The sequence below is a fragment of the Hymenobacter endophyticus genome, assembly GCF_032464715.1.
Classification (GTDB): domain Bacteria; phylum Bacteroidota; class Bacteroidia; order Cytophagales; family Hymenobacteraceae; genus Hymenobacter; species Hymenobacter endophyticus.
The window spans coordinates 53,734-77,083 of record NZ_JAWDJT010000018.1; the positions used below are offsets into that span (position 1 = coordinate 53,734).

Consider the following 23,350-nt stretch of genomic DNA (forward strand, 5'->3'; position numbering starts at 1 on the left):
ATTTTACCGCTTCAGCAGTCCGGCCAACTGCTCCGTCAGGCGGCGGCGGGAGTACCGTTCGGGGTGGCCGCCGGGCAGGTCGAGGTTGGGGTTGATGCGCCACTGGGCGGCCAGGGCTTCCAGCTCTTTCAGCATCTGGGCGTAGGCGTCGTAGGGAAGGGCGCGGCCGGCCCCGCAGGCCTGCAGCAGCTCGTCGGCATCGGAGCCGGCGGGGCCCACGCACAGAATGGGCTTGCCGGTGGCCAGGTACTCGAACACCTTGCCGGGCAGAATCCCGCGGTTGTTGGCCACATCGGGAATGGCCATCAGCAGCACCGTACTGCGCAGCAGATACTCCACCGACTCATCGTGGGGCACGAACGGAATGAACTCCACCGCGTTCTGCAAACCGGCCTCGCGGGCCTGGCGCTGGATGCCCTCGGAGGCCTTGCCCACGAAGCGCAGGTGCAGCGGCACCGCCGGGTGGCGGCGGCGGCATTCGGCGCAGGCCTGCAGCAGTAGCTCGATGTGGTAGGTTTCGGAAATGGTGCCGGTGTGGGTGATGAGCAGCTGGTTTTGGGGTGGCTGGCTGGGGCGGCGGAAGTCGTCCTCGTCGTAGCCGTTGGGCAGCACGTGAATGTTGGCCGCCGCAATCTGCCCCGATTTGCCCAGAAACAGCCGCTTGGTGTGCGGGCTAGTTACCAGCACGGCATCGGCCTGCTCCAGCACCTGCCGCTCGTAGCGCGCATCCAGCCAGCGGGCGGGCGGCAGGTGGTTCAGCTCGTTGTAATAGTAAATATCGGTCCACGGGTCGCGCATATCGGCCAGCCAGCGCAGCCCGTAGCGCCGCCGCAGCTCCAGCCCGATGAGTTGGGTGGAGTGGGGCGGGGAGGAGGTCAGCACGGCGTCAAACTGCTCCCCGGCCGCTAGCAGCTGGGCCACGGCGTCCAGCACGTAGCGGTTCCAGCCCCGGCGGGCATCGGGAATGAACAGGTTGCCGCGCACGAATTTGAACAGCTGCTGGGCCCGGCTCGTCTTGCTCTCACCCACGAAACCACCGTAGGGCACCTGCTTGCCCGTGAGCTTCTTATAGCTGTCGAAGGGCTCGAAGGTGCTGGTCCGAATCACGCGCACGCCGGCCGGTACGTCGGCCGCCAGGGAGTCGTCGAGGACCGGATAAGCGGCCTGGGCCGGATCGACGGTGATGACGGTGGGCTCGACGCCGAACTGCGGCAAATGCTTCACGAATTTGAGGCTGCGCTGCACCCCGGCTCCGCCCGAAGGCGGCCAGTAGTAGGTAATCACCAGCAAACGCAACGGGCGGGTAGCAGACTCAGGCACGGGCAGAAAAGGCATCAGTGAAGCCGCGAAGGTACGCACCCGTGGCCTTTCGGGGTTTTCTGGTTACTTTTGGAGGCTGAACCCGGTTTTTGCTTTCTGCTGCTGCCATGAGCCCTGCTGTAACGTCTGCGTTGTCGTTGTCTGGAGAACCAGAGGGCACGGTCAAAGCGTCAACAGTAGCTCAACAGGTCGTAACTGCCGCCTTCTCGTCCGATACGGACCGCCGCCTGCAGGCGCTAGAGTGGGTAGTTCTACCAAAGCAAGCTAAACCAGTACGGTAACCAGCAAAATCAAGTAAATCAGCGCAAATCTGCGACTCCATGTTCGATAACCTCAGTACCAAGCTCGACCGCGCCTTCAAAACCCTCAAGGGCCAGGGCTCCATCACCGAAATCAACGTAGCGGCTACCGTGAAGGAAATCCGCCGGGCCCTGGTGGATGCCGACGTGAACTACAAGGTAGCCAAGGAAGTAACCGACAAAATCAAGGAGGAGGCCATGGGCCGCGACGTGCTCATCAGCGTGTCGCCGGGGCAGCTGATGACCAAAATCGTGTATGATGAGCTGACCCAGCTTATGGGTGGCGAAAAGCAGGATATCGTCATCAAAGGTGAGCCGGCCGTAATTCTGTTGTCGGGTTTGCAGGGCTCGGGTAAAACCACCTTCGCCGGTAAGCTGGCCGCCTACCTCAAAAAGCAGAACCGTACGGTGCTGCTGGTGGCTTGCGACGTGTACCGCCCCGCCGCTATTGACCAGCTAAAGGTGCTGGGCGAGCAGGTTGGCGTGGAAGTGTACGCCGAGGTGGAAAACAAAAACCCGGTGGATATTTCGCGCAATGCCATCGAGTACGCCCGCAAAAACAACAAGAAAGTCGTCATCATCGACACCGCCGGCCGCCTGGCTGTAGATGAGCAGATGATGGCCGAAATCGAACAGGTGAAGCGGGCCATCAACCCCGCAGAAACGCTGTTCGTGGTGGACTCCATGACGGGCCAGGACGCCGTAAACACGGCCAAAACCTTCAACGACCGGCTGAACTTCGACGGCGTGGTGCTGACCAAGCTCGACGGTGACTCGCGCGGTGGTGCGGCCCTCAGCATTCGGGCCGTGGTGGAGAAACCCATCAAGTTCATCTCCACGGGCGAGAAGATGGAGGCCCTGGACATGTTCTACCCCGACCGGATGGCCCAGCGCATCCTGGGCATGGGCGACGTGATTTCCCTGGTGGAGCGCGCCCAGCAGCAGTTTGATGAGGAAGAGGCCAAGCGCATCAACCAGAAGATCCGCAAAAACCAGTTCAACTTCGACGACTTCCTCTCCCAGCTGGAGCAAATCAAGAAGATGGGCAACCTGAAGGACCTGGTGGGCATGATTCCGGGTATGGGCAAGGCCATGAAGGACGTGGAAATCGACGACAACGCGTTCAAGCCCATTGAGGCCATTATTAAGAGCATGACCCCGCAGGAACGTTCCCAGCCCGAGCTGCTGAACGGCTCCCGCCGCCGTCGCCTCGCCAAAGGCTCCGGCACCGATATCCAACAGGTCAACAACCTAATGAAGCAGTTCGAGGACATGCGCAAGGTGATGCGCACCATGAACAAAATGAGCCAGACTAAAGGCGGCATGCAGCAAATGGCCCGTATGATGGGCATGAAAGGCCCGCTTCGCTAAGCTACGGGACCAGCCGGGTTGCCCGGCTGGCCTCAATTCGGTACGGCCATAAACGACTACGCGCCTGGCGGCTTTAGCTGCCAGGCGCGTAGTCGTTTATGGCCGATGTTCATTACGGTCCACCATACTATGTAGTGCCTTCGCAGAGGTGCAGTGCGTTTGTGCGATACGCAAGTAACTACCAAAAAGGCCACTGTTCCGGGAACAGTGGCCTTTACGCTTTGAAATGGGAAAGTCCTTAGTTCTTCACCATCGGCAGATTGATATTTACCGTCTGCCCGGTAACGTGCACAATGTAGGAGCCCATCGGCAAAGTGGGCAGCAGCGGGTGCTCCTGGCCGCCGCTAAGCTGGGTGTGGTACACGCGCCGGCCGGCCAAGTCCAGTATATCTACCTGGTAAGCGCCCGAGGGCAGGGCCTGCAAGTCCAGCGTGAACCGGCCTTGGTGGGGGTTGGGGTAGAGCGTAGCTGTACCCTGTGCCCGCTCAAAACGCACCGTACGTACCATGGTGTAGGAGCCAGGGCCATCCAGATCCAGCTGATGCAGGCGGTAGTACAGCGTTTTGGCAGTCAGGCGCGCCGCACCGGCATCAGTGAAGATGTAGGTAGAAGCAGTTGAAGTAGTGCCTTTGCCTTTTACCGAACCAATTTTCTCAAAGTCGATGCCGTTCAGGCTGCGCTCCACCTCGAAACGGTCGTTGTTCAGTTCCTGGGCGGTAGCCCAGGTCAGCAGGGCGTCCCGGCCGGCAGCTTTGGCCTCAAAGCTGGTGAGCGTAACCGGTAGGGGCTGGGTAATGGTAACCGCATCGGGCGCGGCGGCCCCCCCAGCGCTGGTGTAGCCAGCGGCGGCAGCAGTTCCGTTCGAGCTATTGCGGCTGGGGCTCAAATAGTTGGCACCCGCGTTAGAAACGTAGGCAGTACCATTGGCTACTGAGCTGTTAATCCTTGCTGAGAAGCTTACCTCCAGACTGGCCCCAGCTGGTACCAGAAAATCTGCGGCCAGCGTGAGAGTTGGGGTACTGGCCGTGGCGTTGCTGATGGAGTAGTCAGTGCCGCTGGTAAGCGGTTGCGTCGAGCCGTTGGGTAGGCGCATAATTACCTGGGAGGTACTGGCGTAGGTAATTTGGCCATTGCCATTGGTGCCTAGGCTGGGCGAAATGCTGAGGCCCCGGTAGCCGCCACCGGTGTTGGAAATCGTCAGTACATAGTTGGCCGACATGCTGGCCGCACGATTAACCTGGGGAGTGGTGGTGCGCAGCGTGGTAGTAAGTGTAGGTAGGCAGTTGGCACCGATGGTGGAGGAGGTGCTGATATTGCCGGCTCCGGCCGTACTGCTGCCCCCGCTGCCCGCCCCCGCCGTAGTGGCCGGGGCTGCTAAGCTGCCATTGGCGAAGATGGCTCCGCCGCCGCCGCCGCCGCCGTCCCGGTTGGAGGTGCCGCCCGCGCCGCCGTTGGCTTGCAGGGTCAGGTTGTTCAGGCCCGAGGTGGCGTTGACCACAATGGTGCCGCCCGCGCCGCCACCGCCGCCGCCGTTGCTGTTGGTGGTAGGCGTAAGGCCAGCCGTGCCATTGGCGGTAATGGTTTTGGTGCCGGATACAGAGCCGGCCCGCAGCAGGATCAGGCCGCCGCCCGTGCCGCCGCTGGAGGTAGTGGCCGCCGATACTGTAGAGCCCGCGCCGCCACCGCCACCCAGGTATAGTCGGGTAGCGGAGGGCATATTGTCGGCAACGCCTCCGATGCCACCCGTGGTACGGTCACCGTTGGCGCCCGAGTTGAAAAATGCGCCGGTAGCGCCGGTGCCGTAGTTGCCGCCGCCGCCGCCGCCGGCGTGGTTGCTGGTGCTGCCCCCAATGGTGCCGCCGCCACCACCAGTGCCAGCGCTGCCCCGCGCGTAGCTACCCCCACCAAAATCCTCGTAAGTAGGAGCGCTAGTTGTCGTGGTGCTACCGCTGGCGTATACCTGGGCCGGCATGCCAGCTACGCCTTCGCCTTTGGAGCCGTGGTCATTCGCTGAGCTAGCTACTACGAAATCAGTACGCGTGCCAGTGCCTGTATCGCGCCCGGCACCCCCACGGAAGCCTCTGCCGTCCATGCTTAATGTGCCGTTCGTAAAGTTGATTTCCCCGCCTACTTCCAGAGCCAGTACGCCACCCGTTGAGCCATTCCAGGCCGGAGCCGTTACGGTTCCGCTCAGCGTTACGTACGAGTACTGCGGTATCCGGATAACCTGGAAACGCCCATTGGAAGTGGTGTACGCATTGCTCAGGCCGGCTTTCAGCTTCACGCTTCCGCCAGAAATATTCTCGGCGGCTACGGCATACTCGTAGCGCCCGGCTGTATTGGTCGCACTCAGTGTACCGTAGGTGTTGTCATTGACTGTAACGAAGGTAGCTGCATCCTGCATCTGCATGATCAGCAGCAAGTCGCCGATGGCAATAGGGGCGGCGCTACCCGTGGCGGCACCAACCGGAATGGTAGTAGCTCCAGCGGTTACAGGGCCAGTGCCGGGGTAATAAGTGTTGTACGCAGTGTTGGCCGACAGAGTAGCCACGCCATCCTTGCCGGGCATGGCGCACACGCCCGCTACGTTGCCGGGGCCGGCCACCGTAACGGCCAGGGTTGAGCTGTTGTTGGCCGCAACAGCATCCGGAACTACGCTGCCGTTGTAGGTATAATCGGATACCAGGGAGTAAGTGCCCAAAGCACCGGGGAAAGTCAGCACCACGTTGTTGCTTACCGACTGGCCGTCTGTCAGCGTTGTTGGGGCAAAGGATACCACGCGGGTAGTGGCGTTATAGTCGCTGCCTCCCGAAACGTATTTGACGTCGGTCGGCAGTCTCAGGGTTGGAATTACGTTGATGGCATCTTCCTGGCCATTATTGTAGGTAGTTACCACGTAAGATGTGGAAGAGCCCGGGTTAACCGAGGACGGTCCGCCTACCGTGGTAGCCACGTCGGCCCCGGTTACAGTAATGGCAATGTTGGCCGGGCTCGACCGGTCATTGAGCACCGAGGCTACCGTGTAGGGAATGGTTACAATGCCGGAGAACGTGCCGCTGGGCGTAAACGTAACTACCCCATTGGGGCTCACCCGGAATGTTCCCTGTCCGGCTACCGTATACTCGTTATCAACGGCCGTGGTGCTTGGGTTGAGGTCAACGGAGGCCGGGTCTAGGTTACTGCCCTGGGCAATATCGTTGTTGAGGATGTTGAGCGTAACCGGCACATTGTACTTGGTGCCCGCCACGTCGTCGTTGGCAAACGGCGCCTTTACAATGGCCAGGTTCCGGATTTCGTGGAAGTTGTTGACTGCCCCCGTAGAGCCCGAAAAGCCGATACGCAAATTGGAGGGTGGAGTAGAAATGGTTACTCGGTTCACGGCCGTAGTTACCGCGTTACCATGCTGGATGCGCACCGTAATCTGATACGTACCGTTCGTTTGCGGAATCACGTCAATGTAGGCCCGACGGAAATCAGCATCGCCCTGCTGAGCCCGCACTGTCGCCACGTCAAGGCTGAACGGCAATGAGCCGCTGCCGGCCAGGTACGGATAATCAGTGGCGCTGCGCCCGTTGCCCGGGCCACGCAGGGATACAGCATCCGGCCGTGAGCCGGGGCCGCCCACCCGGCCTTCCGTGGGGTTAGCAAAGTTGCCGAACTCGTCAATACCGATGCCGACGTAACCATTCGGCACTCCGTCGCTAATGGGGTCAGACGTTTTTTGGGCGTACCCCAGTGAGCCGCCCGATGCCCCGATAGTAAAGGCAGCGGCCGAGGTCTTGTCGGCATCAATCAGGAATACCGAAAACCCGTCGGCCCCATTACCCCCGTAGGAGTAGAATTCAAAGGAAATGCTGAAGCCGGAAGGCGCCGGGAAGGAGGAGTTATCAATGGCAAAGCCCGACTGGTTATTCCCACTATCGGTAAGCCGGAGGTAGCCAGAGCCGTTGGCATCAGTGCCGCTGGCGGCAGTGAGTACCGCCGCCTTGGGGTTGCCTCCTAGCCGGAAGCCGGTCCCAGAGGTGGTCGTGTTTTTAAAGGACTCAACCCGGGGAAACTGGGCTAGCGCAGTGGTGGTGCAGGCTAACCCAATGCCACACGCCGCAGTCAGCCTGCAAATCAGTTGCGGCAACGGAGGGCCCAGACGAAAAGGGAGGAAAGGTAGATGCATAGTAAGCTGGAAAGGAAAGTGAAACCGATGCGAGCAAGTCAGCCAATGCCGACGTAGGATTACTATAAATAACTTCCCGCAATCTTATATAACATTTCCAATGTGTCAGCATTTTGCCAAATCATTTATGTTACGTATGAAGATAATACAATGACATCGTCCTTATTCTATATATGGGAATAGAAAAACCTGTTTACCACAACGTTATCTTCCTATATTTCCTTGTCAGCAAGTAGCTGAAGCTACTGATGAGCTTAGTGTAATACTACGCGTATAGATATACTGCAATAATGCTAGTATATCATACGGGTATGCTTATATAATTATTTAAGGAATAAGGTAGCTGCTGCAGTGCGTTTGTTGCAATCCTGATAGTGTTAGCCTGCTCGCTTTGCAAATTTCGCAACAGCATACCCCAGGTAGGTGTACATACTCGTCAAATCTTCAACGGCAGGGCATACCCGAGCATTACAGTCGAGCAGCTCGGCTTGTGAAATCAAGTGGGTAAAGTAATAGGAGGGTAACCTGCTGGGGGAGGGCTATTCCCGCTCGAAGGGATTGGCAGGCGTAACCAGCAACACTTTTTCCCTCTCCACCAGCACCTGGCCTGGCTGGGCTCCTTTAGGCTTACGTACGAATTTTTTGGGTGTGTACGTCACAGGGCAAAGTGTGTCGTTTTGGCGGCGGGAGTACCAGGCCGCTAGCTGAGCAGCCCGTTCCAGCACCGGGGCCGGCACCGGCTGCCCCGGCCGCTGCCGGATAACCACATGAGAGCCGGTGACGTCTTTGGCGTGCAGCCACAGGTCGTCTTTGTGGGCATAGCGCTGGGTGAGCAGGTCGTTGTTTTGGGCATTGCGGCCCACCAGAATTGTAAAGCCACTATCCTCAAATACTTTGAATGGTAGCTCCTGGCTAGGTTTGGCCAGGGTAGCAGGGTCGAGGGCATGTTGCTTACGCCACTGCCGGAACGGCCGCAATTCTCCGGGGGGTAAGGCGGCCAGCTCCTCCAGTTGTTCCAGGGCGTGCAGGGCTTCTGTTTCACGCCGTTCGGCCCGGGCCCCCAATTCCTGGGTTTCACGCTGCTGGTTTTTGGCCTTGCGGTATAGGTTCTGGGCCGTGCGCTGGGGCGTTTCGGTGGGCTTGAGCTTGATGAGGCGGGGTTGGTTGTCCTGGTAAAAGTCCACTACTTCTACCTGCGCGGCCCCGGCCGGAATCTGGCTGAGGTGGGCCATGATCAGGTCGGCGGTTTGGCGGTAGCCTACGGTGTTTTCCAGCGCGTGCAAGCGGCGGCGGGCATGCTGAGCGGCGGTGACGGCCTCATCGGCCCGCTTTTCCAGCAGCGCCCGCACTTGCCGCAACTCGGCCTCATAGGCGCGGCGGTTGAGCAGCAGGGGTACAAAGCGGCGCAAGGCTCCAATAGAATCATCGGCCGGCAGGGTCAGCTCTATCTCACCTACGGGCAGCAGGCTCAGCCTGGTGCGGCCCTCAAACCGGACAATGTACAGGGCAGTGGGCTCTTCCAATTCTTGCACTACCTGGCGTACCAACTCCCACTTGGTTTCCAAAGGAGCGGGGTCGTAGCCCCGGGTACGTAGGTAGGCGGTAGCTAAGTCGCCCAGGCTGGGGTAGGCTTTGAGTGGGTTAGTGGGCAAATTATCCTCGGCGCCGGCCTTGAATCCCACCGGGTCCAGGTCTGCATCGGCCACGTAACGCTGGTGGAACAGCTGAACCGGCGCATCGGGCTGGAGGCGGAAAACGGCATTGGGGCGCGTGCTGTACAGCTTCAGGGCCAGCGTAGCCCCGCTTTTAAAACGGAATTCCAGCACTCTGTCCTGGGGCCAGGCTGCTACTACCTCCACCTCCTGGCCTAGTAATTCCGGCAGCAAGTCCACGGAGTTTTGCCGGGCCCGGTGAAATGACTCGGGCAGGGCAATAAGGCAGCCCGCCGCGGCCAGGGTAACTTTCAGCCAAAACTCGGCTCCGCCGTTCATCAGCCCAAGTACCAGCTCATCCTTCTCCTGCGAAAAACAGGTTGCTACTCGGTAGCCCGCCAACTGCCGGGTAAGGACCGGAGCCAACTGACGCAGGAAGTAGTAGTTGGTGTGCATGAGCAGTAGAGTTGGAGTTAAGCGGGGCCGTTTAAACGGACCTTTTAAAGGGTAGGCGGATTCGTTCGTTAGGTAGTAGGTTTTCCCGGTTGTAATAGTACACTGAGCCTACGCGGTACGTTATCTTCTGAGCGGCCACGATAATTGCAACAGCATCCGCATTGCTGAACGAGAACAACTGGTTACCACCTGTAATCCGATGCGCAATATTGAACTCCCGGGCGGCAGTACCTGTGAGCAGTTGTAGCAGATGGCCGGCCGCTTTCTTTTGCCACAGCGCAGGCACGCTCATAAAGTCAACTTCCTGAAGAGAAATTTCAAGGGAATGATAATAGGTGAGGTCTTCGCAAACCGCAACCGTTAAGCAGTCATCAGAGTAGTCAAGTACCGTCAACTCCAGCCATTCATCCTCTGGATACACGGCATTGATGGCCGCTACCGTTTCTTCGACGGATAGCAGATGGTTGGTCATTTGTTAGATCGAATCTATACCGTCACCCGCAGCCCGTCATAGGCCAGGCGAATAAAGCTGGGCAACTCCGCCTCTACCTCACGGTGGCGGCCCAACTGATGGCTGATGTGGGTGAGGTAAGCGCGGCGTGGGGCCAAATCCTCCAGAATATCCACGGCCTCCTGCAAGGTGAAGTGCGAAATATGCTGCTCGTGGCGTAGGGCGTTTAGCACAATTACCTCCGAGCCGCGCATGCGCTCCAGAGTTTCGGGCGAGAGGTAGTTGGCATCCGTAATGTACGTGAAGGCTCCCACCCGGAAACCCAGCACCGGCAGCTTGTAGTGCAGGGCCCGGATGGGCTGAAACTCCACGCCCTCCACCCAGAAGCTATCCGTTTCGCTCAGGATGGGGTGCAGCTGTACCTGCGGAATGCCGGGGTACTTGTGCTCCGAGAAGATGTAGGCGTACTCCTGCTTCAGCTGCTCCAGTACCCGGGGCTCGGCGTGCAGAGGCATATCCTGCTGTTGGCGGAAGTTGTACGCCCGGATGTCATCGAGGCCGCCGGTGTGGTCTTTGTGCTCGTGCGTGAACACCAGCGCATCCAAGTGGTGGATGTGCTCACGCAGGGCCTGCTGGCGGAAATCGGGCCCCGAATCAATAACGATGCTTTTGCCCTGCACCTGCAGGTGCACGGATACCCGCAGCCGCTTGTCGCGGTAGTCCACCGACCGGCATACTGCGCAGGAGCAGCCAATAATGGGTACTCCCTGCGAGGTGCCGGTGCCGAGGAAAGTTACTTCCATAGGAAAGAAGTGAGACAATGAGAGCTGAGAAGTGAGACTATGTTCGTACGGCGCGAACGTCAGAACATAGTCTCACTTCTCACCTCTTATAATCTCACCTCTAAACTACCCGATGTATTGTTTTACCACGCGCACCAAGGCATCAAAATCCAGGGGTTTTGGCAGGTAATCGGTTACACCGGCCTCCCGAAATTGCTCCATAGAGTAGTTGTTGGCATTGCCGGTAATGGCAATAACCGGAATTTTGGCGATGCGAGGGTCAGTGCTGCGGCGGATTTCGCGGGTGCACTCCATGCCATCCTTCACCGGAATATTGATATCCATTAATACGCAGTCAATGGGCTGGCTTTCAATCTGCTTGATTACTTCGCCGCCATTTTTGGCCGATACTATCTTGTATTTCTGGAGTTCCAGAATCTTCTTGGTCAGGTTGAGAATAACCGAACTGTCTTCAGCAATCAGAATCGTTTTAGAATCGGCCATGGAGAGGGAAAGTAGGATGGTTGGTGAGGTTGTGGGGAGCTAAAGGGCGACTACATTACTTGGTGCGTGATAAAGGAAGGGTTAAGGAGCTTGCGTAAGTTTGGGATACGCAGCCTTAAATTGTGCAAAAAAACCAAGTAATTGTTGAAATGATTCCGGGGTATCTTCCGTACGGCCATTTTTCAACTCATGTTCCAGATGTTTGGCGCTTTCTGCCACATCCCGAACGCCCAACGTGAAGCCTGTGCCTTTTAGCTGGTGCAAATGTGGCAAAATCTGCTCGTACTGCCCAGCGGCAACCAATTCGGCGGCTTCCGCCAACACTTGCCCGGCCTCCTCCTCAAAGTCAGAGTAGAGCTGGGCCGCAAACTCGCCCCCGCCTAGCTGCCGTAGCTGCTCCACTATTTCCAGGTCAATGCAATCAGGTAGGGCAGCTTCCACCTCTGGCTCGGGCGCGCCTGGGTCCTCGCTGGGTTTAAGCGAGTCGGCCAGGGGAGGGCCGTCGGTCCAGCGGCGCAGCACCGCGTACAGGTCCTGGCTTTTCACGGGCTTGGATACGTAGTCGTCCATACCTTGCTGAATGAATCGCTCGGCGTCTTCCTTCATGGAGTAGGCCGTCATGGCCACAATGGGCGGGCAGGCGCTGCCCAGGCGCTGCCGAATTTCCTTCATGGCCGTTACGCCGTCCATTTCCGGCATTTGGATGTCCATGAATATCAGGCTGTAACGGGCGCTAGGAGCCGTAGCCCGACTAATAGCCTCAAACCCATCGGAAGCCACCACAATGTCGCAGCCCAACTTGTCGAGCAGGCGGGTAGCCACCTTCTGGTTAATGGGATTATCATCCACGAGCAGGATGCGGGGAGTCGACTCGAAGCGCACTACTTCCTGGGGCCGCTCCCGGGCCAGCAGCCGTTCCTGCACAATCTCCTCCTCGTTGCGGGCCACCCGGCAACGCATCGTAAACCAGAAAGTGGAGCCCTCACCCACGTTGGAGTACACCCCGATTTCGCCGCCCAGTAGCTCGGCCAGCTGCTTGCTGATGGCCAGGCCCAGGCCCGTACCGCCAAAGGCTTTGGTGGGCGTAGTGTCCAGCTGAGTGAAGTTGGTGAACAGCAGTTTTTCGTTGTCCTCAGAGATGCCAATGCCCGAATCTTGTACGGCAAACCGCAGAAGATGCTCCTCCCCATCGGTAACGGTGGAGGATACGACTACGCTCACCGTGCCCTGGGCCGTAAACTTGATGGCGTTGGAGGTGAGGTTGCTCAGGATTTGGAGCAGGCGCGTTTCGTCGGTGATGATGAAGCGCGGCGTGTGATTAGCAATGTGGTAGGTGAAGGTGAGATGCTTCTGGCTGGCTCGGTTAGCAAACAGGGAGTGAATCTTGTCCAGGGTATAATGCAGGTCGATGCCGGCCTCGTTGAGCTGCAGCTTGCCCGCCTGAATCTTGGACAGGTCCAGAATATCGTTGAGAATGGCCAGCAGCGCATCCGACGACTTGCGCAGCGTATCCACGTACTCCTCCTGCTCCTCGGAAGCTACCGTCTGGTGCAGCAAATCAATCATGCCGATGATGCCGTTCATGGGCGTGCGCAGCTCGTGGCTCATGTTGGCCAGAAACAGCGTTTTGGCTTCCAGGGCCTGCTCGGCGGCTTCCTTGGCCCGGCGCAAATCGTCCTGCATTTGCTTCAGGCCGGTAATGTCGCGGGCAATGCCTTCGGTGCCATTGCCGGCATCGTCGGCTACGCGGCGGGCATTCACCAGCACACTCACGGCGTGGCCATCTTTGTGGCGCATGGCAATTTCGAAGTTGCGAGCCTCGCCGTAGCGGCGCACGTTTTCCAGCAGGGTGGCCCGCTCCAGCGGGTACATGTAGTAGTCGCCGATGTAGTTGCCGATGGTTTCCTCCGGCGTGTACCCCAGCATATCCTGCACTGAGGGGCTCAGCAGGGTAATCAAGCCTTGGCCATCAGTGCGGTAGTACACATCCTGGAACGACTCGAAGATGGCCCGGAATTTCTCCTCCTGAGCGGCTAGCTCCAGCTGGCTGCGCTTCTTGTCGGTGATATCGTGGGCAATACCCGAAATTTCCTCGAAGGAGCCGTCGTCCAGGTAAATGGGGTTGAGGTAGATTTCGCGCCAGGTATCCTGGCCCCGGGCGTCGCGCAGGCGCACTTCAAACCGCTGCGGATGTCCCTGAAAGGCCTTGCGGTAATTATCGATAAAGGCCACGCGAGCATCTTCTTCCATCAGGGCCACGTCGGCCTGCCAGAGGTTCACGTTCAGGGCCGGATACACGCCGTTGCGGCGCAGGAAATAGGCGGCGTAGTTGCGGTTGAAGGAAGACAGGCGGGAGTGCGTGTCCACGGACCACATCAGGTGGGAGCCGCTCTCGAAAATAGCGTTCAGCCGGGCGTTCTGCTTCTGAATCTGTACCTCGTTGCGCTTGCGCTCAATGGCCAGGGCCACCTGGTTGGAAATGAAGTGCAGAATCTCAATATCGGTGGGGGCGTAGGCGTCGGCCTTTTGGTAATCCTGCACCGCAATAACCCCAATAATCCGCTCCCCAATGCTTAGGGGGGAGCAGAGCATGACCTCCGGCATCAGCCCGTAGGCCGTAATGGTGCCGCTGGCAATTAGCTCCTGCAACTCCTCTTTGAGCAAGTACTGGGGCCGCCCCGTGCGGATAATATACTCCGATACGCCCGAGGAAAACGGGCGGGCCATCATGCCTTGGTCGCCCTGGGCGTTTTGGTCTACGAAATAGGCAAACTGCAGCTGGGTGCGGGCCTCGTCGCAGAGGGCAATGTAGAAGTTGTTGGTTTCAATGATTTTGCTCAGCTCCCGGTGAATGGCTCCGTAGAGGGAGTGCAAATCCTTGGAGCTGATGGCCAGGTTGGCAATGCTGTAGTACACCTTCTGCAGCCGCTCCGCCTTAATCCGGTCGGTAATATCGTGCAGAATGGCGCGGGTGCTCACCGGCTCATTGTCCTGCCAGGAGCAGCTGATGGAGCCAATCAGGTGAATGGGTTTGCCCGATTTGGTGAGGAATACGGTTTCCAGCTTGTTCACCTTCTCGCCCTTGTACAGATTGCGCAGCTGGTAGAGTAGCTTGGCCTTGTAGTAGGGGTGCACCACATCCGAGAGGGTGAGGTGGGGCAGGTCGGCATCCTCATAGCCCAGCTTCTCCTTCCAGGCCTTATTCACGAACAGGAACCGGTTGTCGATGCTCAGGTTCTGAATCAGGTCGTGGGCATTGTCGAGGAAGTCCTGCAGGCGGTTGCGGTTATCGGTGAGGGCCCGCACGGCCACCTGCTTGTCGGTAATATCGCGCCCCACAAACAGGATGCCGTTGATGTGGCCCGTAGGGTCGCGCTCAAACTCGGAGTGCCAGAAGAAGGTGCGGCCCTGTCCGGAAATGGTGAGCAGAGAGCGTTCAAAGAAATCCTGGAGCTGCTCCTGCTCAATGGCCCGGTGAAAGGCAAACCGCCGGGGGGCCTGCTCAGCCTGGGGGGCAAACAGCACAAAATAGTCGCGCCCAATGAGGGTGGAGGCGGGCCGGCCGGTTACCTCGCAGAAATACTCATTCACATCCTGAATGCGGGCCTCCTTGTCCAGTAGCAGATAGCACATACCGGCCCGGCTGAGCACGTCCCGAAACTGTCCCCGCGAGAAATTAGTGAGCGGAATGTCGGTAGTGGTGGCCGGCACGGCGGTAGGCTCCGGTACCGGGTGCACGTACTGGGCAATGTCGCGGAGAGTGAGCAGGACCAGGGAAGTCTCATCGTTGCCGATGCGGTTCAACGAGGCCCAGGCTTCCAGGCCCAACCCATCGGAACGGTGCCCACTCCAGCGAAAGGACTGCCGCTCTCCATCACGGGCACAGGTCATTATTTGCTCCCGCAGCTGCAACTCGGAGGTAAGCTGAATAGGGGAGGCCGGCTCCGGAACCAAGGCAAAGGCCATGAGGCCAGTACCCAGGAGCATAGGCCGGGTGGTATGCAGGTAGCTGACGGCCCGCTGGTTACAGTCAAGCAGTGTACCGGTGGCATCGTAGAGGAGCAGCCCGTCAAAGGAGTCCTCGAACAGGTTCCGGTAAATATCCGGAGCCAGACTGGAGCCATGCGTGCTGGCGGCGGCGGTGCTGGAAAGAATAGACATGGAAGTGGCGGATGCGCGGCAGATTGTGGCCCCGCTGGGAGCCGACCCGGAATGAAGTTCTTAAATTTGCGACAATTCCTGAAACTACCACCGGTGCCCTGCTCCCCGGTTTACTGCTGATTGTGCCCCCACGCCTGGTTTTCACCGTTACCACCGACCTGAACTACGACCAGCGGATGCAGCGCATTTGCGGCTCCCTGGCCCAGGCTGGCTACGCGGTGCTGCTGGTAGGCCGCCAGTGGCCCACCTCCCAGCCTTTGCAGCCGCAGCCCTATCAGCAGCACCGGCTGCGGTGCTGGTTTACGCGGGGTAAGCTGTTTTACCTGGAGTTTAGCCTGCGCCTGCTGCTCTACCTGCTGGGCCGGCGCGCGGCCGCCTGGTGCGCCATTGATTTAGATACAGCTCTGCCCGTGTGGCTGCGGGCCCGCTTGGGCGGACAACCCTTCGTGTACGATGCCCACGAGCTGTTTACGGAGGTGCCCGAAGTGGTAGCCCGGCCCCGGGTACAGCGGGTGTGGCGGGCCATTGAGAACTTTATTGTGCCTCGCGCCGCCCTGGCCTACACGGTAGGGCCGGCGCTGGCCCGCGTGTTTGAGCAGCGCCACGGCCGAGCTTTTCAGGTGGTGCGCAACATCAGCCGGCTCACGGAAGATGGCCCGCTTTCCGCTTCGCGGCCTGCTTCCATGCCCATTATCCTGTACCAGGGGGCCTTGAACGCGGGGCGGGGGCTGGAGCAGTTGCTGGCCGCCATGCCTCGGGTAAACGGGCGGCTGGTTATCTGCGGGGAAGGCGACTTATCGGGTGCGCTTCGGGCCCAGGCGGCTGAGCTGGGGTTGGTGCAAAGCGGGCAAGTGGAGTTTCGGGGGTTTGTGCTGCCCAAGGCCCTGCGGGAGCTCACCCGCCAGGCCACGGTGGGGGTGATGCTGCTGGAAAATCAGGGGCTGAGCTACTACTACTCCCTGGCCAACAAGTTTTTCGATTACCTGCACGCGGGCATCCCGCAGGTTACCAGTGACTTTCCAGAATACCGAGCCCTCAATGAACAGTTTGCCGTGGCCGACCTGGTATCCGACCTGGAGCCGGCTACGCTGGCCACGGCCCTGAACCGCCTGCTGCCCGGCGGCGACGTCGGGCACTATCAGGAGCTGGTCACCAACTGCCGCCGCGCCCGGCAGGTGCTCAGCTGGCAGCACGAGGAGCGGCACCTGTGCCGGCTTTACGCTCAACTTATACCTCTTCCCACTCCCGTACTATGAAACTGCTGGCTGAACTCGCGGAGGCTACTCACCCCACGCTGCTGGTTATCAGTGGGCCCACGGCCGTGGGCAAAACGGCCCTGTGCGTGCAGCTGGCCCAGCAACTGGGCACCGAAGTGGTATCGGCCGATTCGCGGCAGTTCTTCCGGGAGCTGACCATCGGCACGGCTAAGCCTACCCCCGAGGAAATGCAGGGCGTGCCCCACCACTTCATCAATTCGCACAGCATTACCGAGGACTACAACGCCGGCCGCTTTGAGCAGGATGCGCTGGCATTGCTATACCAGCTGTTTCAGCGGCACCGGGTGGTGATTCTCACAGGAGGCTCCGGGCTGTATTTGCAGGCCGTAACCGAGGGGTTTGATGCTCTCCCGGCCGTAGACCCCGCCGTGCGTCAGCAAATCAAGCAGGAGCTGGCAGCCCGCGGGCTGGAGCCGCTGGTGCAGGAGCTGGCCCGCCTCGACCCGGTAACCTACCAGCGCATCGACCGGCAAAACCACCAGCGGGTGGTGCGGGCCCTGGAAATCAGCCGGGGTACAGGACAGCCATTTAGCTCCTTCCACGGCCAAACTGCCACGGCGCGCCCCTTCCAAACCGTTAAAATTGCCCTTAACCGCAGCCGGGAGGAGCTCTACCAGCGCATCGACGCGCGCATGGACCTGATGCTGGCCCAGGGGCTGGAGGCCGAGGCCCGGGCCCTCTACCCGCACCGCCACCACAACGCCCTGCAAACGGTGGGCTACAAAGAGCTGTTCGATTACTTTGAGGGCCAGTACGACTACGCGGAAGCCGTACGCCTGCTCAAGCGCAACTCCCGGCACTACGCCAAGCGCCAGCTCACCTGGCTCCGCCGCGACGCGGAGTATCAATGGCTGGAGCTGTAAGATACTTTGTGGCCAATTCTGGCAACTGTGGAGAAATACACTGCACCGCTACCGGCCCGCTCTGCCCAATTTTTCAGGCATAGACCGGGCCGGTAGCGGTGCAGGCCGTTTATGGGAGAAATGACTTATTAACTCCAACGAAACTAGAAGCGTCGGCCAACTTTCAGCTGTAGTGTAGCCAGGGAATTGCCAAACGTGTCATTCTGGAACAGGGCTTTGCCGCCCACCAGCCATTTGCGGGCCGGGTTCACGGCCACATCCAGGTTCAGCGAAAACAGGTAGCCGGCGTGCAGGCCATTTTCGTGGTCGAGGGCGAGTACGGTAGCGTAGGATGAGGGGTCGGGCAGGCGGTTGAATGGAGCCCCGTAGCGGTTGGAGTAGCCCGCGTAGCCGCCGCCACCCACCGCAAACAGCACCCGCTTGTCGTTACCGAAAGGGTAGAGGTAGAACTCCTGCTCCAGATTCACGGCCTGGTAGGTAAGGGCGTACGGCACGTTAACGCCAGCCCCACCCTGGCGCGGGTCGGGCGGATAGACGGTAGAAATATCTTCGCGGCTGCCGCCCACGAAAGCCAGTCGGGTGCCGGTGCCCAGGTGCCGGCCCAGCAACCGGCTATATTCCAGATGAGCTTTGAGGGCCATATAATCACCTGTGCCCACGCCAGCCGAGCCAATACCGAGTTGCAAGCCGGCCCGGGGCGGCGCATCCTGCGCCAAGGCTGGTACAGCAAATAAGCCGAATACGGCGGCGGAACCAATGGTGCGTATAATATTCAGCATACTGAAAAAATAATGAAGGATTGAGGAACTTATTCTGATACTATCAAACGCAAATTCCCTACCAGAATAGAGAATCTGGTAGGGAACAGCTGCATTTCGTAAAATGAAAGGGAATCCGGCTACACGCTCAGGATTTCCACCATCCGCATAAAGCTCTGGTTGATGAGCTTCTTCTTATGGATAGTATCGGTGAAGGGCGTGTACACCAGCTTGCGGTCCACAATGCCGGCCATTACGTTGCGCATGCCGTTGAGCAGGCCCTCCACGGCGGCAATACCAATCTGGGAGGCCAGCATCCGGTCGGCGGCGGAAGGAGCCCCGCCGCGCTGAATGTGCCCAATGATGGTGACGCGGGTGTCCAGCTCCGGAATGGCCTCCTTCACGCGCTGAGCTACCTGGTGGGCGTTGCCTTCCTCCTCGCCCTCGGCCACTACTACCAAAAACGAAGTTTTGGAGCGCTGCCAGCTGGATTTCAGGTTCTCCACCACGGCTTCCGTCGACATCTGCGTTTCCGGAATCATCACAATTTCGGCCCCACCCCCAATGGCGCAGGGAATGGCAATGTAGCCCGAGTCGCGGCCCATTACCTCCACAAAGAAGCACCGGTCGTGGGAGTCGGCCGTATCCCGGATTTTGTCAATGGCTTCCAGGGCCGTGTTTACCGCCGTATCGTAGCCAATGGTGTAGTCGGTACCATACAGGTCGTTGTCGATGGTGCCGGGGGCGCCCACCGTTGGAATACCGAACTCCTGCTCAAACAGCGTGGCGCCCGTGAAGGTACCATTGCCCCCAATGGCTACCAAGCCGTCAATGCCGTGGTTCACCAATTGGTCGAAGGCCTGCTGCCGGCCTTCCTTGGTCATGAACTTCTGAGAGCGGGCCGATTTGAGAATGGTGCCGCCTTTCTGAATTGTATTGGCGACGGAAGCCGAATCCAGCTTCACAAACTCGCCCTTAATCATGCCGCTGTAACCGCGCATGATGCCGTACACTTCAATGCCGTGGTACACGGCCGTGCGAACCACGGCCCGGATGCAGGCATTCATGCCGGGCGCGTCGCCCCCACTGGTTAAAACTGCAATACGTTTCATCTTACTGCTCTTCAATACTCAACAAAATGCCCGACGTAGCCGGGCCAGGCAAAGGTGCTAATTCCAGCCGGAAAGGTAAGCCCCAACTCCATGAAATGTAAATTAACCATGTCAAATGACTGTTTTCGTAGAAGCTACGTAAGGTAGGGCTTGCGCTACTGCCGGTTTTTGAATAACTTCCCAAACTGGTAAACACAGTTTCCCAGAACCACGCGCTGCTTGCTTCCCCCCATTCCCACCACCCCCAACGTTTACGTGCATGTTTGGTTTTTTTGAGAATGAGCAAACCCGTCGGGTGAAAAGTCATCTGATGAACTTGGTGGCGCTAGCCAAGGCCGATGGTCACATGGATGAACGGGAAATGAGCTTTATTATGGCTGTGGGCAAGCGTGGGGGCCTGCGCACCGAGGAAGTCCGCTCCATTATGGGCAATAGCAGCGCCATCAATCTGCTCATTCCGGATAACGACTCTGAGCGTTTCGACCAGATATTTGACTTGGTGGATATGATGCTTGCCGATGGTATTGTGGATGACACCGAAATTAACTTCTGCGTAGACATGGCCGAAAAGCTCGGTTTCCGCAAGGAGGTAGTGACCCGCCTAGTGCGCCATATTTCCCAGTGCGTGAAGGATGGTATGGAGCGGGACCAAATCAAAGATGATGCACTGGCGCTACTAAGAAGCTAGTAGTTAAGCACTGCCTATAGAAAAAAGCCGCTGGATGGTCCCTTCCTGGAATCATGCAGCGGTTCTTACTTATAGGGTGCTGCCTAGCTTTCAACCGAAGAAACGGCTCGCAGCAGAGCCGCGCAGGCATCGTCAATTTGCTCCAATGTGATGGTAAGAGGCGGGGCAATGCGCAGGGAGTTGTCGCAGAACAGGAACCAGTCGGTCAGGACATGCTCCTGCCACAGGGCATGGTCGATGATGGGCTTAAGCACCTCAAAAGAGGCGAATTCCACGGCCATCATCAGTCCGCAGTTGCGTACCTCCCGAATGGCCGGGTGCTGGAGTTGCTGCCGGAAGCGAGTAGCTTTTTCGGCCACACCGGCCAGCAAGTTTTCCTCCTGAATAACCTGCAGCGTAGCCAAGGCCGCCGCGCACGAAACCGGGTGGCCCCCAAACGTGGTGCAATGGCCTAATATCGGATCGGTTTTGAAGCTGGCCATGATGTGCTGGGGCGCAATGAAAGCTCCGATGGGCATACCGCCGCCCATGCCCTTGGCCGTAAGCAGAATGTCGGGCTCGATGCCGAACTGCTCAAACGCCCAAAACGTGCCCGTGCGCCCGAATCCCGATTGAATCTCATCCAGAATAAGGAGCGCGCCCACTTCGGTGCAGCGCTGGCGCAGGGCGGGCAGGTAACCGGGGGCCGGCAGCCGCACGCCGGCTTCGCCCTGCACGGTTTCTATTACTACGGCGGCCGTGTGCTCATCAATCAGCTGCAAATCCTCGAAGTGGTTGTGGCGCAGGTGCTGCACATCAGGCAGCAGGGGACGAAACGCGTTTTTGAAGCCCTCGGAGCCGGTGATGCTGAGGGCACCGTGGGTGGAGCCGTGGTAAGCGTTGTAGCAGCTCAGCAGCTTAGTGCGGCCAGTATGGCGCTTGGCCAGTTTCAGCGCGCCCTCCACCGCCTCGGTGCCGGAGTTGGTGAAGTACACATTGTCGAGGTGGGCGGGCAGGGTGGCGGTAAGAGCCTGGGCCAGCCGGGCGGGTGGGGCCTGCACCAATTCCCCGTACACCATTAGGTGCAGGTACTTATCCAGTTGATTTTGAATGGCCTGCAGCACGTGCGGGTGACGGTGGCCTACGTTGCTGACGCCAATGCCCGAAATCAAATCCAGATACTGCTCATTGTTGGCGTCGTACATATATACACCTTCGGCCCGCTCAATTTCCAGCAGCAGGGGAAAATCGGAAGTTTGGGCCTGGTGGCGCAGAAAAAGCTGGCGGGGGGTAAGCATACGCTAAGCAAAACGATTCGGCCAGAGAAGCCGATAGGGTAAGAAAAGCCACGCCGTGCACTATACAGAGGGGTGGACTGGAACAACAAAAACGGGCCGTAAAGGTACGGCTCCCAGGTCGCTTACTTTTCCATCAACAAAAAAACGGCCGCCGAAGCAGCCGTTTTCTATGGGTTTAACAAGAGCGCCCGCCTCAATCGTCCAACCCATCGGCGGGGCTGGCGGGCATACCGGGGCGGTTGGCCACGCGCTTGAGAACTTCCCGGGTAAACTGCCGCTCGGCCAAGGCCATCTGGCCTACCTGCCGCACACTAAGTACCCGCTGAAACCGCTCGAAGTAGTCCTTTTCCAGCGTAATTTCCTGCTGGCGCAGCACAAACGACTGGTTGAGGCTTTCCCTGATCTGCTGGTCGCTGAGTCCATCGGTAGTGGCGGGGCGCAACTGGCGCAGCCGCCGGCTCAGGTCGCGGCGCTTGGCCGTGAATTCGTTGTAAAGCGGCCAGAATTTTTGTGCCTGGTCGGGAGTGAGGGCAATTTTCTCGGTCAGGTAGGCAATGCGGGCGTTTTCGAGCTGGCTGAGGCGCTCCTGTCGGCGCAGGCCACCCTGGGCATGTGCCTGCGCCAGGGGCAGGGCCGCCAGCAGGCAGAACAGGAATAGGCTTCGGAGGAAATACTTCATTGGAAAGAAAAACAACGCGGGCGGTAAAAGTACAGCTTACAAATAGTCGGCCGATTGAGCGTCCAGCAGCTCCTGCAACTCTTCGGGGGAGGCCTGCAGGGTACCAACGGGGGCGTGCTGAGCGGCTCCGGGCACTTCCGCTAAATCGGCAAGCGTTACCCGCTGCTCACTAGCTAGCAGATACTGCACCAATTCTGCGCGCGGAACCTGGGCCAGGGAAGTGGTAGCCAGGGGCTGCACTGCAGCGCCGGGGCTCAGCAGAAACGAGGCCGCAAAGCCCCCCAACACAACCCCCGCAGCCAGGGCCGTACGCACCGGGGCCGACAGCGCCGCCAGCCAGCCCCAGGCCGCCGGACTCGGGGGGGCAGTCTGCACGCGTTGCATTACGCGCATGGGCAACTGTTCAAAGTAGCGGTCCGGGGGCGGGGCCAGCGGCGGCTGGGGCCGACGGCGGTGTTCATCCAGACGAAAAGGAGTATGCATGGCGGTTAGAGGCGGCCGGGGCCGCCGGGTTTAATCCGTGAGAGTCTCGTTGTTGAGGTAGTGCTCAATTTTCTTGGCGGCGTGGTGGTAGGAGGCTTTCAGGGCCCCCACGCTGGTGCCCGTCACCTCGGCCATCTGCTCGTAGGGCATCTCATCGTAGTAGCGCAGGTTGAACACCAGCCGCTGCTTATCGGGCAGGCGCAGGATGGCTTTCTGCAGCTTCAGCTCCACCGCGTCGCCGGCCAGGCTTTCATCAGCCTCCAGTTTGGCCGTTAGCTCCGCGCCCACATCGTTGAGGGGCAGGAAGAACTTACGCCGTTTACTGTTCAGAAAGCTCAGGCACTCGTTGGTGGCAATGCGGTAAATCCAGGTGTAGAGGGAGGCATCCTGGCGGAAGTTCTCCAAGTGGTTCCACACCTTGATGAACACGTCCTGGGTCAGGTCGTCGGCATCGTCGTGGTCGACCACCATTTTGCGCACGTGCCAGTACACCTTGCTCTGGTACTTGCGCACGAGCTGGTTGAAGGCCACGTTGCGGGCGGCGGGGTCACGAAACTTGGCGAGTATCTCCTGGTCTTCCAAGGCGCAGGCAGGGCGGGTTAGGGCGGCGGTTGTGGGTGGTTAGAGGCTAAGCTAGGGCAGAAGTTTAATGAGTACCCTGGAAAAAACGTTGCTTCGGCTTGCACCGCAGGCAACGTGTACAACTATCCGGTAATTTGGCCGAATACTTCTCACCCTACCAGTACATGAATTCTACTTCTACACCGCAGGAAATTGAGGAAGAATATGTTTGGAATTTCTTCGGCCGCAATGCGGAATACTATTTACAAACGTGGCGGCTGCGGCAAAAAGGCAAGTATATCACCTTTAATGCGGCGGCCTTTTTTCTGGGGCTCTTCTGGTTTCTGTACCGTCGGATGTACCTAGGAAGTGTTAACAGTGGCTAGTATGTTTGGGAATGGAGTACATGTTGACCGACGCGCAGTGGGCGCGCATCGCGCCGTTACTGCCGGGCCGGGAAGGCACGAGCGGCGGGCGGGGCCAAG

18 protein-coding genes are annotated in these 23,350 nt (G+C 59.1%); 5 read left to right on the forward strand and 13 right to left on the reverse strand.

Annotated features, from left to right (window positions below; genetic code table 11):
• Window positions 1–3 precede the first annotated feature (3 nt).
• Window positions 4–1,335: a glycosyltransferase family 4 protein gene (locus ROI90_RS20245; protein WP_316000103.1), complete on the reverse strand. Its 1,332-nt coding sequence runs from the start codon at window positions 1,333–1,335 to the stop codon at window positions 4–6.
• A 305-nt stretch (window positions 1,336–1,640) separates the two neighbouring features.
• Between ROI90_RS20245 and ffh the strand changes: the two genes are divergently transcribed.
• Window positions 1,641–2,990 carry a signal recognition particle protein gene (gene ffh / locus ROI90_RS20250; protein WP_316000104.1) on the forward strand — a complete coding sequence of 450 codons (1,350 nt, stop codon included), beginning with the start codon at window positions 1,641–1,643 and terminating at the stop codon, window positions 2,988–2,990.
• A 238-nt stretch (window positions 2,991–3,228) separates the two neighbouring features.
• Here the strand turns inward: ffh and ROI90_RS20255 are convergent, their stop codons facing one another.
• The 6 genes from ROI90_RS20255 to ROI90_RS20280 all read right to left on the reverse strand — a co-directional run bounded on the left by ROI90_RS20255 (window position 3,229) and on the right by ROI90_RS20280 (window position 15,167).
• On the reverse strand, window positions 3,229–7,161 hold the full coding sequence (locus ROI90_RS20255; RefSeq protein WP_316000105.1) for a T9SS type A sorting domain-containing protein: 3,933 nt from the start codon (window positions 7,159–7,161) through the stop codon (window positions 3,229–3,231).
• A 539-nt stretch (window positions 7,162–7,700) separates the two neighbouring features.
• Complete coding sequence (locus ROI90_RS20260; RefSeq protein ID WP_316000106.1) at window positions 7,701–9,269, reverse strand: NFACT RNA binding domain-containing protein; 1,569 nt, start codon at window positions 9,267–9,269, stop codon at window positions 7,701–7,703.
• Window positions 9,270–9,300: 31 nt separating this feature from the next.
• Window positions 9,301–9,741 (reverse strand): hypothetical protein, encoded by a 441-nt coding sequence (locus tag ROI90_RS20265; RefSeq protein WP_316000107.1) that lies wholly within the window; start codon window positions 9,739–9,741, stop codon window positions 9,301–9,303.
• 14 nt (window positions 9,742–9,755) lie between these two features.
• Window positions 9,756–10,523 carry an MBL fold metallo-hydrolase gene (locus ROI90_RS20270; protein ID WP_316000108.1) on the reverse strand — a complete coding sequence of 256 codons (768 nt, stop codon included), beginning with the start codon at window positions 10,521–10,523 and terminating at the stop codon, window positions 9,756–9,758.
• Window positions 10,524–10,628: 105 nt separating this feature from the next.
• Entirely contained in the window at window positions 10,629–11,006 is a 378-nt protein-coding gene (locus tag ROI90_RS20275) for a response regulator (RefSeq protein ID WP_316000109.1), read from the reverse strand.
• Between the two features lie 81 nt (window positions 11,007–11,087).
• Window positions 11,088–15,167 carry a PAS domain S-box protein gene (locus tag ROI90_RS20280; RefSeq protein WP_316000110.1) on the reverse strand — a complete coding sequence of 1,360 codons (4,080 nt, stop codon included), beginning with the start codon at window positions 15,165–15,167 and terminating at the stop codon, window positions 11,088–11,090.
• Window positions 15,168–15,289: 122 nt separating this feature from the next.
• Between ROI90_RS20280 and ROI90_RS20285 the strand changes: the two genes are divergently transcribed.
• Both ROI90_RS20285 and miaA read left to right on the forward strand, forming a co-directional pair.
• Window positions 15,290–16,423, forward strand: coding sequence for a glycosyltransferase family 4 protein (locus tag ROI90_RS20285; RefSeq protein ID WP_316000111.1), 1,134 nt, complete (start codon window positions 15,290–15,292; stop codon window positions 16,421–16,423).
• On the forward strand, window positions 16,420–17,307 hold the full coding sequence (gene miaA, locus ROI90_RS20290; RefSeq protein WP_316000112.1) for a tRNA (adenosine(37)-N6)-dimethylallyltransferase MiaA: 888 nt from the start codon (window positions 16,420–16,422) through the stop codon (window positions 17,305–17,307). The genes ROI90_RS20285 and miaA overlap by 4 nt, the downstream gene beginning before the upstream one ends.
• Window positions 17,308–17,450: 143 nt before the next feature.
• On the opposite strand, the gene ROI90_RS20295 is transcribed toward miaA, so the two are convergent.
• Window positions 17,451–18,086 (reverse strand): hypothetical protein, encoded by a 636-nt coding sequence (locus tag ROI90_RS20295; protein WP_316000113.1) that lies wholly within the window; start codon window positions 18,084–18,086, stop codon window positions 17,451–17,453.
• A 119-nt stretch (window positions 18,087–18,205) separates the two neighbouring features.
• A complete protein-coding gene (gene pfkA / locus ROI90_RS20300) occupies window positions 18,206–19,177 on the reverse strand; it encodes a 6-phosphofructokinase (RefSeq protein ID WP_316000114.1) in 972 nt (323 codons plus the stop codon).
• Between the two features lie 259 nt (window positions 19,178–19,436).
• On the opposite strand from pfkA, the gene ROI90_RS20305 reads away from it, so the two are divergent.
• On the forward strand, window positions 19,437–19,865 hold the full coding sequence (locus ROI90_RS20305; protein ID WP_316000115.1) for a tellurite resistance TerB family protein: 429 nt from the start codon (window positions 19,437–19,439) through the stop codon (window positions 19,863–19,865).
• Window positions 19,866–19,948: 83 nt separating this feature from the next.
• Here ROI90_RS20305 and ROI90_RS20310 read toward each other — a convergent pair whose 3' ends face one another.
• The 4 genes from ROI90_RS20310 to ROI90_RS20325 form a co-directional block, all read right to left on the reverse strand.
• The gene (locus tag ROI90_RS20310; protein WP_316000116.1) at window positions 19,949–21,142 is read right to left on the reverse strand and encodes an aspartate aminotransferase family protein; all 1,194 of its coding nucleotides are present in this window, start codon (window positions 21,140–21,142) and stop codon (window positions 19,949–19,951) included.
• 193 nt (window positions 21,143–21,335) lie between these two features.
• Window positions 21,336–21,821 carry a hypothetical protein gene (locus tag ROI90_RS20315; protein ID WP_316000117.1) on the reverse strand — a complete coding sequence of 162 codons (486 nt, stop codon included), beginning with the start codon at window positions 21,819–21,821 and terminating at the stop codon, window positions 21,336–21,338.
• Window positions 21,822–21,857: 36 nt separating this feature from the next.
• Window positions 21,858–22,304, reverse strand: coding sequence for a hypothetical protein (locus ROI90_RS20320; RefSeq protein WP_316000118.1), 447 nt, complete (start codon window positions 22,302–22,304; stop codon window positions 21,858–21,860).
• 30 nt (window positions 22,305–22,334) lie between these two features.
• Entirely contained in the window at window positions 22,335–22,886 is a 552-nt protein-coding gene (locus tag ROI90_RS20325; RefSeq protein WP_316000119.1) for an RNA polymerase sigma factor, read from the reverse strand.
• A gap of 164 nt (window positions 22,887–23,050) precedes the next feature.
• Here ROI90_RS20325 and ROI90_RS20330 point away from each other — a divergent pair, with 164 nt between their 5' ends.
• Complete coding sequence (locus ROI90_RS20330; RefSeq protein WP_316000120.1) at window positions 23,051–23,251, forward strand: DUF2628 domain-containing protein; 201 nt, start codon at window positions 23,051–23,053, stop codon at window positions 23,249–23,251.
• The last annotated feature ends 99 nt before the right edge of the window (window positions 23,252–23,350 follow it).

Coding starts and splice junctions, on each gene's coding strand:
- ROI90_RS20245 (WP_316000103.1), bottom strand. CDS start 1,335: ATGCCTTTTCTGCCCGTGCCTGAGTCTGCTACCCGCCCGTTGCGTTTG.
- ffh (WP_316000104.1), top strand. CDS start 1,641: ATGTTCGATAACCTCAGTACCAAGCTCGACCGCGCCTTCAAAACCCTC.
- ROI90_RS20255 (WP_316000105.1), bottom strand. CDS start 7,161: ATGCATCTACCTTTCCTCCCTTTTCGTCTGGGCCCTCCGTTGCCGCAA.
- ROI90_RS20260 (WP_316000106.1), bottom strand. CDS start 9,269: ATGCACACCAACTACTACTTCCTGCGTCAGTTGGCTCCGGTCCTTACC.
- ROI90_RS20265 (WP_316000107.1), bottom strand. CDS start 9,741: ATGACCAACCATCTGCTATCCGTCGAAGAAACGGTAGCGGCCATCAAT.
- ROI90_RS20270 (WP_316000108.1), bottom strand. CDS start 10,523: ATGGAAGTAACTTTCCTCGGCACCGGCACCTCGCAGGGAGTACCCATT.
- ROI90_RS20275 (WP_316000109.1), bottom strand. CDS start 11,006: ATGGCCGATTCTAAAACGATTCTGATTGCTGAAGACAGTTCGGTTATT.
- ROI90_RS20280 (WP_316000110.1), bottom strand. CDS start 15,167: ATGTCTATTCTTTCCAGCACCGCCGCCGCCAGCACGCATGGCTCCAGT.
- miaA (WP_316000112.1), top strand. CDS start 16,420: ATGAAACTGCTGGCTGAACTCGCGGAGGCTACTCACCCCACGCTGCTG.
- ROI90_RS20295 (WP_316000113.1), bottom strand. CDS start 18,086: ATGCTGAATATTATACGCACCATTGGTTCCGCCGCCGTATTCGGCTTA.
- pfkA (WP_316000114.1), bottom strand. CDS start 19,177: ATGAAACGTATTGCAGTTTTAACCAGTGGGGGCGACGCGCCCGGCATG.
- ROI90_RS20305 (WP_316000115.1), top strand. CDS start 19,437: ATGTTTGGTTTTTTTGAGAATGAGCAAACCCGTCGGGTGAAAAGTCAT.
- ROI90_RS20310 (WP_316000116.1), bottom strand. CDS start 21,142: ATGCTTACCCCCCGCCAGCTTTTTCTGCGCCACCAGGCCCAAACTTCC.
- ROI90_RS20315 (WP_316000117.1), bottom strand. CDS start 21,821: ATGAAGTATTTCCTCCGAAGCCTATTCCTGTTCTGCCTGCTGGCGGCC.
- ROI90_RS20320 (WP_316000118.1), bottom strand. CDS start 22,304: ATGCATACTCCTTTTCGTCTGGATGAACACCGCCGTCGGCCCCAGCCG.
- ROI90_RS20330 (WP_316000120.1), top strand. CDS start 23,051: ATGAATTCTACTTCTACACCGCAGGAAATTGAGGAAGAATATGTTTGG.